11 protein-coding genes and 8 tRNA genes are annotated in these 10,117 nt (G+C 37.8%); 18 read left to right on the forward strand and 1 reads right to left on the reverse strand.

Annotated elements, in window-relative coordinates; translation table 11 throughout:
- Positions 1 to 110: 110 nt before the first annotated feature.
- On the reverse strand, positions 111 to 725 hold the full coding sequence (locus ACQKM9_RS21440) for a rhomboid family intramembrane serine protease (RefSeq protein WP_427736506.1): 615 nt from the start codon (positions 723 to 725) through the stop codon (positions 111 to 113).
- A gap of 67 nt (positions 726 to 792) precedes the next feature.
- Between ACQKM9_RS21440 and acpS the strand changes: the two genes are divergently transcribed.
- The 18 genes from acpS (at position 793) to ACQKM9_RS21530 (ending at position 10,013) form a co-directional block, all read left to right on the forward strand.
- Positions 793 to 1,146, forward strand: coding sequence for a holo-ACP synthase (gene acpS, locus ACQKM9_RS21445; protein ID WP_053419214.1), 354 nt, complete (start codon positions 793 to 795; stop codon positions 1,144 to 1,146).
- A gap of 57 nt (positions 1,147 to 1,203) precedes the next feature.
- The gene (locus tag ACQKM9_RS21450; protein ID WP_427736508.1) at positions 1,204 to 2,373 is read left to right on the forward strand and encodes a LolA family protein; all 1,170 of its coding nucleotides are present in this window, start codon (positions 1,204 to 1,206) and stop codon (positions 2,371 to 2,373) included.
- Between the two features lie 70 nt (positions 2,374 to 2,443).
- The gene (gene alr, locus ACQKM9_RS21455; RefSeq protein ID WP_427736510.1) at positions 2,444 to 3,562 is read left to right on the forward strand and encodes an alanine racemase; all 1,119 of its coding nucleotides are present in this window, start codon (positions 2,444 to 2,446) and stop codon (positions 3,560 to 3,562) included.
- 177 nt (positions 3,563 to 3,739) lie between these two features.
- A complete protein-coding gene (locus ACQKM9_RS21460) occupies positions 3,740 to 4,021 on the forward strand; it encodes a hypothetical protein (RefSeq protein WP_038185902.1) in 282 nt (93 codons plus the stop codon).
- Between the two features lie 4 nt (positions 4,022 to 4,025).
- Positions 4,026 to 4,376, forward strand: a complete 351-nt coding sequence (locus ACQKM9_RS21465) for a type II toxin-antitoxin system PemK/MazF family toxin (protein WP_038185900.1) — start codon at positions 4,026 to 4,028, stop codon at positions 4,374 to 4,376.
- Between the two features lie 210 nt (positions 4,377 to 4,586).
- Entirely contained in the window at positions 4,587 to 4,928 is a 342-nt protein-coding gene (locus ACQKM9_RS21470) for an STAS domain-containing protein (RefSeq protein ID WP_427736512.1), read from the forward strand.
- Positions 4,915 to 5,385 (forward strand): anti-sigma B factor RsbW, encoded by a 471-nt coding sequence (gene rsbW / locus ACQKM9_RS21475; RefSeq protein ID WP_427736514.1) that lies wholly within the window; start codon positions 4,915 to 4,917, stop codon positions 5,383 to 5,385. The genes ACQKM9_RS21470 and rsbW overlap by 14 nt, the downstream gene beginning before the upstream one ends.
- The gene (gene sigB / locus ACQKM9_RS21480) at positions 5,363 to 6,136 is read left to right on the forward strand and encodes an RNA polymerase sigma factor SigB (protein ID WP_427736516.1); all 774 of its coding nucleotides are present in this window, start codon (positions 5,363 to 5,365) and stop codon (positions 6,134 to 6,136) included. The genes rsbW and sigB overlap by 23 nt, the downstream gene beginning before the upstream one ends.
- Positions 6,137 to 6,456: 320 nt before the next feature.
- The gene (locus tag ACQKM9_RS21485) at positions 6,457 to 8,619 is read left to right on the forward strand and encodes a Tex family protein (RefSeq protein ID WP_427736518.1); all 2,163 of its coding nucleotides are present in this window, start codon (positions 6,457 to 6,459) and stop codon (positions 8,617 to 8,619) included.
- Between the two features lie 64 nt (positions 8,620 to 8,683).
- Entirely contained in the window at positions 8,684 to 9,139 is a 456-nt protein-coding gene (locus ACQKM9_RS21490) for a SprT family protein (protein ID WP_427736519.1), read from the forward strand.
- A gap of 102 nt (positions 9,140 to 9,241) precedes the next feature.
- Positions 9,242 to 9,316: transfer RNA gene (locus ACQKM9_RS21495), tRNA-Asn, on the forward strand.
- Positions 9,317 to 9,319: 3 nt separating this feature from the next.
- Positions 9,320 to 9,394 (forward strand) — tRNA-Glu (locus ACQKM9_RS21500).
- Positions 9,395 to 9,404: 10 nt separating this feature from the next.
- A tRNA-Asp gene (locus ACQKM9_RS21505) sits at positions 9,405 to 9,481 on the forward strand.
- A gap of 9 nt (positions 9,482 to 9,490) precedes the next feature.
- Positions 9,491 to 9,565 (forward strand) — tRNA-Gln (locus tag ACQKM9_RS21510).
- A 19-nt stretch (positions 9,566 to 9,584) separates the two neighbouring features.
- A tRNA-Lys gene (locus ACQKM9_RS21515) sits at positions 9,585 to 9,660 on the forward strand.
- 60 nt (positions 9,661 to 9,720) lie between these two features.
- Positions 9,721 to 9,807 (forward strand) — tRNA-Leu (locus ACQKM9_RS21520).
- Positions 9,808 to 9,836: 29 nt separating this feature from the next.
- A tRNA-Arg gene (locus ACQKM9_RS21525) sits at positions 9,837 to 9,913 on the forward strand.
- A 26-nt stretch (positions 9,914 to 9,939) separates the two neighbouring features.
- Positions 9,940 to 10,013, forward strand: a tRNA-Gly gene (locus ACQKM9_RS21530).
- Positions 10,014 to 10,117: the final 104 nt, after the last annotated feature.

The raw sequence follows: 10,117 nt of genomic DNA on the forward strand, positions 1-10,117 counted from the left end.
AGCGAAACTAAACAACCAGTCGCCGGTACAATACCGACAACTGGTTGGATAAATGCTTTTTTGATCCCTGTCTTAAATACAGGGGTCAGTCCCAAACTCAACAGCTTTTCTTATTTTTTCTTTTTTATCCGCCAATTTAAAATTCTGCGTGGATGGAAGTCGATTAGACCGATAACGAAACCGGTTAGCAAACCAACAATGTGTGCAGTTGCATTAACATTGGATTGTAAGAATGTCATTATAATACTAACAATGATAATAGGCATGATTGTTTGCTTCAATTGTGGCATGGTATTTCTTGTATAATAGACTAGTGCAGCAAATGCACCGAAAATACCAAATATCGCACCACTAGCTCCAACACTGATGTAGTTTGGTGGTTGTATTAAATAGGTTGCTACATTACCTAAAAGTCCTGCAAAAAAATAGATGGTGAAGAATCTCATCTTCCCTGCAATTTTTTCGAGTTCAGGACCAAATAAATAAAGCCAGAACATATTAAATAGTAAGTGTAGAAAACCTGCATGAAGGAAGATTGGAGTCACTAGTCGCCAATATTCCCCGTCGGCAATTAAAAAGTTTGCACCGGCACCTAAGTTGAATACGTTATCACCAACGATAGGTAAAACACCCATTGCATAGACTAAAATATTTAGTGCAATTATTAACGAAACGACAGGGTAGTATTTTATGTACTGTGATAAATTTTCTCTACGATTAAACATCTATTCACCTCAATTTTGTATAATTATTATACATTGTTTTAGCTAATGAAAGAAAGGAGAACCTTATATGATAAAAGGAATCGGATTAGATATCGTCGAAATCAAACGTGTCAAACGATCCAATGATCTCAGTGAAAAATTTAGACAGCGTATTTTAACAAATAAGGAACTCGCTATTTTTGATACATTAAAAGCACGCCGCCAAATGGAATTCTTAGCTGGGCGATTCTCTGCTAAAGAAGCTTACTCAAAAGCAAATGGAACGGGTATTGGTAAGAGTTGTGGCTTTCTAGACATCGAAGTCTTGCCTAACCAGTTGGGTCAACCGACTCTTTATTTTAAAGGGAAAAGTGTAGATGGTTATGTTAGTATAACCCATTCAAAAGAATATGCTGCAGCTCAGGTAATCCTTCTAGCATAAACGCTTAGCTTGTTTCATAAGATATCTTAACGGATAGAATTGAGAAGGGATGGGAAATTGCGAAAACGTTTTATAGTGGTTGCGTTACTTATGATTGTATCGCTGGTTTTGGGAGCTTGTGGTTCAAATTCAAAGGAAGCAGTTTTGAAAAAAACTAGTAATAAATGGACTGAAACAAAGGGGTATGATTTGACTGCTCAGATGGAGATTAAATCAGGTGCAGAACCCCGTACTTATGATGTCAATGTATGGCATACAAAGCCTGATTTTTATCGTGTAGCCGTTGCACAACAAGGGGAAAAAGATTCGCAAATGATTATTCGCAATGAAGATGGTGTATTTGTTGTAACACCTTCTATGAAAAAAACGTATAAATTCCAAAGTGATTGGCCGAAACAAAATAGTCAGGCGTACTTAATCGGTGCACTTGCAGAAGATTTAAAAGCTGACGAGAATGCGAAGATGACAGAATCAGACAAGTCTTATGTCTTTGAAGTCAAGACACGTAATAATCATTCAAAAATGTTACCTTACCAGCAAATTTTTATCGATAAAAAGACATTACTTCCAACTAAAGTTTCAGTATTAAATGAAGCAAAGGAAGAACAAATTGTTATTACATTCAAGAATATCTCGCTTGGAACGTCAAGAAAAGGTACAGACTATGCAGTAGAGGATTTCTCTAAAAAAGGCGCGAATGATAAAGGGACAACTGATGGAACAGCAAAAAAAGAAAATGCAACTGATGAAAAAGCTGAAGGAACCACAACTGAAAAAGAAAATGCTAAAGATGACTCTGGAAAAACATCAGAGAATGCAACTGGAGAAGACAAAGCAGGGACTAAGAGCGTAACAGGTGATGCACAAGCAGGGGCTGAAATTGAAAATCCTGAATTCCAAACGCATTACCCAGTTCTTAAATGGGAAAATGTCAAACTGACTGATGAAAAAACAGTTGCCAGTGCAGATGGTGAAAGAAGAATTTTGACATTTGAGGGCGACAAGCCTTTCACAGTGATTGAACAAGCTACTAAAACAAATCCACTCTCTGTTCCGGTATTTGCACCAGGAGATCCAGCTGATTTAGGGTTTACTATCGGAGCAATTACAGATAATTCGATTAGCTGGGAGAAAAATGGGGTATCTTTCTTTATAGCGACAAATTCTTTAACTCGTGAAGAGATGGTGGAAGTTGCATCATCTATGGTAAATGGCGAAGTAAAATGATGAAACATTTGACCTGACCTTTTTCAGGGCGGATAATAGAAAAAAATCCATTTTTAAAGAGGGATCATCTATGTATCAGCATCAAAATTTCCGCCCTACTAAGGCAATCGTTGAATTAGAAAATATTCAATATAACATCAAACAACTGCGCGAACACTTACATGCTGAGACAGAGGTTATTGCAGTTGTTAAAGCGAATGCATACGGTCATGGTGATTTACAGGTAGCAAATGCAGCGTTGCAGGCGGGAGCCTCAATGCTAGCTGTTGCAACTCCTGAGGAAGCACTTCATTTAAGAGAGTTTATAAAAGAAGCCCCAATATTAATTTTAGGAGCAACACCGGTATATTTTGCAACTTTTGCTGCACAATACGATATATCTCTAACTGTATTTTCGTTGGATTGGGTAAATGAAGTGGAGAAACAAGCGGTAAATTTTAAAAAACCTTTGAAGCTACATATTAAAATTGATAGTGGTATGGGACGTATCGGCATTAGAAAACAAGCTGAGTTAACAGCATTATATAATGCCATCGATGCGAACAAGCACTTTTTAATCGATGGCATTTTCACTCATTTTGCAACAGCAGATGAAGAAGATTCTACTCAATACAACGAACAATTAGCAACATTCGTATCATTTGTTGAGAGTTTACCTAAGAAGCCGCGTCTTATACATGCTGCCAATACAGCTGCGACACTAAATAAAGAAAATGTACAATTCGATGCCGTTAGATTCGGTATTTCTATGTATGGACTAGCACCATCACCATATGTGGATAAGCATTTACCATTTTCTTTGAAACCTGCTTTGTCACTTGAAAGTGAACTTGTTCATGTGAAGAAAATTGAACAAGGTGATACAGTGAGTTATGGTGGTAACTATGTAGCGACTGAAGAAGAATGGATTGGTACAATGCCGATTGGCTATGCGGATGGTCTATTACGAGGACTTGCCGATCAAGAAGTATTGATACAAGGAAATCGCGTTCCGATTATTGGACGTATATGCATGGATCAATGTATGATCAAGCTACCATATGAGATGCCGGTTGGAGAAAAGGTTATATTAATTGGTCAACAACAGCAAGAGGAAATTCAGATGAAAGAATGGTCAGAAAGACTTCAGACAATTGTATATGAAATACCGTGTATGTTAACATCAAGAATTCCAAGGATCTACAAATAATTCAACAACTTTAAGTCTTTAATAACAATGATTGCAGCCGACAAATAAAAACATTTCCACCCACAATGTCAAATTCTTACCTTTCTTGTCTATTCAACAATTAATTTCAATGTTAAGATAGGGATAAGTTGAAAGTTGAATTGAAAAAGATGGAATGTTTTGTCGGAGGTGCTGGCCGTGAATAAGAAGAGGATAAGTGAAGTTATCTTAGAGCTACCTAAGCATAAGATGGCTGAGAATATTGAACAAGCTTATAGACAAATTACGACAGAATGCGATGAATTCGTTTATACACCAACAAAGAGATACAAAAGAGAATACAAACAAAATCAAATACGAGAAGCAATGGTTAAAGGTTATATAGAGATGTCACAAATTAACTTATCCATATGTAGCGAATGTCTACATTTAGAGTATGAAGCAGAACATATGGTGGAGCGTCTCGTAAGCGGAGGATGAAAACTTGATCGTAAAACGTGGTGACGTTTTTTTTGCTGATTTATCACCAGTTATCGGGTCTGAGCAAGGTGGTACAAGACCCGTTCTGGTTATTCAAAATGACATAGGAAATCGTTTCAGCCCGACAGTAATTATTGCGGCCATTACTGCGCAAATTCAAAAGGCAAAACTACCAACTCATGTCGAAATAGATGCTAAGCAGTATGGTTTTGAAAGAGATTCAGTCATCTTGCTTGAACAATTGCGTACGATAGATAAATCACGATTGACTGATAAAATAACACAACTTGATGATCCCTTAATGGAAAAAGTAGAAGAAGCATTAGAAATTAGTTTGGGACTTTTGAAATTCTAACGGTATACATAAATGTTAAGCACTGAAGTGAATCTCACTTTGGTGCTTTTTTTTTATTTGGCGATTGTCATTGTTATTCTAATGAGAGGGTGGATACTGATTACATTAATGCAAGGAATTTAAAAAAACTAACGAAAAGGTTTAATGTTATCGTAATAGGGTAATATATGAGTAATTGAACTAGATTAGTAGATGGAAGGAGATTTTAATATGGATTTCAAATTAGAAACTGTAGACGCACAAAAAAGCATAGCTTATGTCAATGGAGAAATAGATGCTTTCACTGCACCAAAGCTTCGTGAGCAACTAAATAAAATTAAATTAACTGAGAGTATCCAGATTGAATGTGACTTTCATGATGTAGTATATATGGATAGTACAGGACTGGGTGTCATCGTTGCTTTTTATAAAAACGTAATTAGCGTCGGTGGAGATGTGAAATTAAGAGGGTTATCACCACGTTTATATCGCTTGTTTAATATTACTGGACTAAGTGACATTATGAATATTGAAGAAGAGGGGAAGGCGACTACTAACCATGAAGGAATTTGATTACTTTGAAATGAGAATACCAGCAAAGCCTCAATATGTAGGGGTTGTACGATTGACCATTTCAGGTTTAGCGAATCGAATTGGCTTTTCTTATGATGATATTGAAGATTTAAAAATTGCCACTAGTGAAGCGATTACTAATGCTATTCAACATGCTTATGAAGAAGATGATAACGGCGAAGTTGTAGTAGGATGTGCGTTATATAAAGAAAAAATTGAAATCATGGTAGCGGATTATGGTTATAGCTTTGATTTTAAGGAAGTGAAAAAAAGGGTAGGTCCTTATCATGAAGAAGAAGATGTTCAATTTATTCGAGAAGGTGGTTTAGGTCTTTATTTAATTGAAACTCTAATGGATGAGGTAAAAGTGCTTAATGACAATGGCGTTACTGTTTTAATGACAAAATATGTCGCCAGAGAGCAGGTGACTGACAATGTGGAAAAAATCACCCTCTAAATCAGCCTCAAAAGAACAAGTTATAGAATGGATTAATAGATATCAAGAAAATGAAGATGATGAAGCGCAAACCAATTTAGTTTTACAATATAAATACTTAGTTGAGTCGCTTGCAAGAAAGTATTCAAAAGGTGGTTCTTACCACGATGATATTGTTCAGGTAGGTATGCTTGGATTACTTGGAGCTATTAGAAGGTTTGATGTGTCTTTTGGTCGTAATTTTGAAGCTTTTGCAGTTCCTACAATCATCGGTGAGATAAAGCGTTTTTTACGTGATAAATCGTGGGATGTCCATGTGCCAAGGCGTATTAAAGAGCTTGGGCCACGTATCAAGTCCGCAGTAGAACAACTGACAATAGAATTCCAGCGTTCCCCGCGTGTAATTGAAATTGCGGAGTACTTGGGGGTTGAAGAAGAAGAAGTATTAGAAGAAATGGAGATGGGACGGGGGTATCAAGCATTGTCGATGGATTATACGATGGAATCCGATTCAGATGGTAGTTCTATGACCCTTTTCGATATTGTTGGTAATGAAGATGAGGGGTATGAAAAAACAAATCGACGTATGGTGGTGGCTGAAGTTATGGAGGTTTTAACAGAAAAAGAAAAGCATATCATCCAGCTTACATATTTGGATCAACTAAGTCAGAAAGAAGCAGGAGAAAGTCTGGGGATTTCTCAAATGCATGTTTCTAGATTACAGAGGAAAGCGATAAAAAAGCTACAAGAGGCTGTTGGTACTACCCATTGAAAAATTCAATTTAGATTAGAATAATGGTTTAATGATAGTAATAAATGCAAGTTTAGGTAATTTAAGTATCCCTATCTATGCCATACTCGAAGTAATAAAATGGCGCGGCGTTGGAAGACTGGACACCTTATTAAAGCGGTGATAGTTGGCGAGAGCCAAAATAACAATAGAAACTTTGATGTTAGGAGTCTGCTCTTTTGGAGTAGGCTTTTTATTTATTGTGAAAAAATAGAATTAAAGGTGATGCATAGCAACGTGGCAAAGGTTTTTAGACTTACCTATATGATAAGATAAATAGGATAGAGAAAGGTTGTGACTGAATGGACAACAAAAAAATGCAGCAATTAATTTCGAAAGAACTTAGCATCCGACCAAAACAAGTAGAATCGGTTATCGAATTGCTAGAAGGTTCAAATACGGTGCCGTTTATAGCGCGCTATCGTAAAGAAGCAACTGGTTCACTTGATGAAGTCCAAATTAAAGCAATCGAAGAACGTTATCATTATTTACAACAACTACAACAACGAAAAGAAGAAGTGTTTCGCCTTATCGATGAACAAGGTAAACTAACTGAAGAACTTAAAAGAGATATAGAGGCGGCAACCATTTTAAAACGAGTGGAAGACTTATATCGTCCCTATAAACAAAAACGTAGAACAAAAGCTACAATTGCTAAAGAAAAAGGGTTAGAGCCTTTAGCCGATGAATTGAAGAAATTTGCGTCAACTTCACTTGCTGAATTAGCTGCACCATATATCAACGAGAATGTGGAGTCAGTTGAGGAAGCGTTGCAAGGTGCTAGCGATATATTAGCAGAGCGTTTTGCAGATGACGCTGCTATTCGTGAGAAAATTCGTAAGTTATCATGGCAAAATGGCAAGATTCTTTCCGCAGTGAAAGATCAAAGTTTAGACGAAAAATCCGTTTATGAAATGTACTATGAATACGAAGAACCAATTAATAAAATTGTTCCTCACCGCATATTAGCTATTAATCGCGGTGAAAAAGAAGACATTTTGAAAATTAATATAGCTGTACCAGTAGAACGTGTTCATCAATTGATGTGCACAGAATGGATCCCGCGTACATCATCACCAGCAGCTAAACAAGTTGAATTAGCCATTGAAGATGCGTACAAACGACTAATTCAACCTTCAATTGAAAGAGAATTGCGTGGAGAGTTGACGGAAAAGGCGGAGGCTCAAGCGATTCATATTTTCTCTGAAAATTTACGGAATCTGTTATTACAACCGCCACTAAAAGATCGCTTTGTATTGGGACTAGACCCAGCATATCGAACGGGTTGTAAATTGGCTGTAGTGGATGACACGGGTAAAATGCTTGAAATCTCTGTTATCTATCCACATCCCCCAAAAACAGATCCTGTGCAAGCTAAAAAGGTATTCAAGGACATATTGCAAAGGTATCCGATATCTATTATCGCCATTGGTAATGGGACAGCTTCCCGTGAGTCAGAGCAGTTTGTAGCAGAATGTTTGAAAGAGTTAAATAGTGAAACTGCATTTGTTATTGTTAATGAAGCTGGAGCAAGTGTGTATTCCGCATCGGAAGTAGCGCGGGAAGAGTTTCCGGATTTGCAAGTTGAACAACGCAGTGCCGTTTCAATTGCGAGAAGATTACAAGATCCGCTGGCTGAGCTTGTGAAAATTGAACCAAAAGCAGTAGGTGTGGGGCAATATCAGCATGACGTATCTCAGAAGAAGCTTGCAGACTCTTTAACGTTCATCGTTGAAACAGCTGTTAACCAAGTTGGTGTAGATGTGAATACTGCATCATCTTCACTTTTACAATATGTATCGGGGTTATCAAAAACTGTTGCAGAAAACATTGTTAAAGTCCGTGGTGAAAACGGGAAATTTACAGCACGTACACAGTTGAAGAAAATTCCGCGTCTGGGGGCTAAAACGTATGAACAAGCAATCGGTTTCTTACGAATTTCCGAAGCGAAAAACCCATTGGATGCAACGGGTATTCACCCAGAGAGTTATGACCTTGCAAACAAACTACTCGAAGTAGCTTCTATTAAGAAGGAACAACTAGGTACAGCGGAGGCTGAACAAGCGCTAGCTAACTTAGATATTTCAACTTTAAGCTCGCAGTGGGGTGTAGGAGAAGTAACGTTGAAAGATATCATTGATACATTGATGAAACCATCACGTGATCCACGCGATGCCTTCCCGCAACCATTATTGAAGAAAGATATTTTGAAAATGGAAGATTTGCAACCAGGAATGGAGATGCAAGGTACAGTACGCAACGTAGTGGATTTCGGTGCATTTGTCGATATTGGTGTTAAACAAGATGGTCTTGTCCATATTTCTAAATTAAAAAATGGCTATGTAAAACATCCTTTAGATGTAGTAGCTCTTGGTGACATTGTAACAGTATGGGTAGAAAAGATTGAGAAAGATAAAGGGAGAATTGCATTAACGATGCTTCCCCCGGCGAAACAAATCGATTAAAATAGCAGAAAATAAACCTCGCATTAATGCGAGGTTTATTTTATAGAAGAAAGGGAAGGATAATATGACAGATGAGGAACTACAAAACTTTGTAATAGAAATCTCCATAAACGTATTCCATAAGCCTTTTAGACATCAAGCCTATTTTAATAAGCGTTTACGTTCTACTGGTGGTAGATACTTATTACAATCACATAATATAGAGATTAATCCAAAATCCTTTGAAAAGTTCGGTATACAGGAAGTAGAAGGAATTATTCGTCATGAGCTATGTCATTATCATCTTCATATAGAAGGAAAGGGGTATAAACATCGTGATGCAGATTTTCGCTTTCTATTAAAGAACACGAATGCTCCTAGATACTGTTCAAATTTAGCAGAGATAAAGGGAAGAAGCTCTAATAAAAGTTATACCTATATATGTATAAAATGCGGTACAAACTATGTTAGAAAAAAAAGAATGAACCCTTCTAAATACCGCTGTAGCAAATGTTCAGGGCACATCAAGCAAAATGGTTGAAAGTTTTTTTAGAAAAACTCTTGACCTTTTCTGAATACCTGTCTATAATAATAAAAGTCGACAAGGTGATGACGACAAAATGTAACAAAATGCAACATGTTTTCCGAAGTAGCTCAGTGGTAGAGCATCCGGCTGTTAACCGGACGGTCGTAGGTTCGAGTCCTACCTTCGGAGCCATATGGCCCCTTGGTCAAGCGGTTAAGACACCGCCCTTTCACGGCGGTAACACGGGTTCGAATCCCGTAGGGGTCACCAATTTTCATATGGTCCGGTAGTTCAGTTGGTTAGAATGCCTGCCTGTCACGCAGGAGGTCGCGGGTTCGAGTCCCGTCCGGACCGCCATTTACTTTTTGGGGTATAGCCAAGCGGTAAGGCAACGGATTTTGATTCCGTCATGCCCTGGTTCGAATCCAGGTACCCCAGCCATTTACATTCTTTTAGCTACGAGTCATTAGCTCAGTTGGTAGAGCATCTGACTTTTAATCAGAGGGTCGCAGGTTCGAATCCTGCATGACTCACCATTTTAACTTGACATTATGTTTTAAGGTGATATAATATAACCTACATGTTTCAATTAAAATGCGGCCGTGGCGGAATGGCAGACGCGCTAGGTTGAGGGCCTAGTCGAGGTTTACTCGGTGGAGGTTCAAGTCCTCTCGACCGCACCAAAAAACTTACAATATATAATATACGATATGCGCCCGTAGCTCAATTGGATAGAGCGTCTGACTACGGATCAGAAGGTTGTGGATTCGACTTCTGCCGGGCGCGCCATATTTTTTAAAGATTATAATTTCAATGCGGGTGTAGTTTAGTGGTAAAACCACAGCCTTCCAAGCTGTTGTCGAGAGTTCGATTCTCTTCACCCGCTCCAATATAATTTATGAACCTTGAAAACTGAACATGCAAGACGTTAATCAATAAATGTTTTTGAACATCAACTCTGTTGGTGGATCAAAACAAAAAATAGATATCATC

The sequence above is a fragment of the Viridibacillus sp. NPDC093762 genome (assembly GCF_050279675.1).
In the GTDB taxonomy this organism is placed as follows: domain Bacteria; phylum Bacillota; class Bacilli; order Bacillales_A; family Planococcaceae; genus Viridibacillus.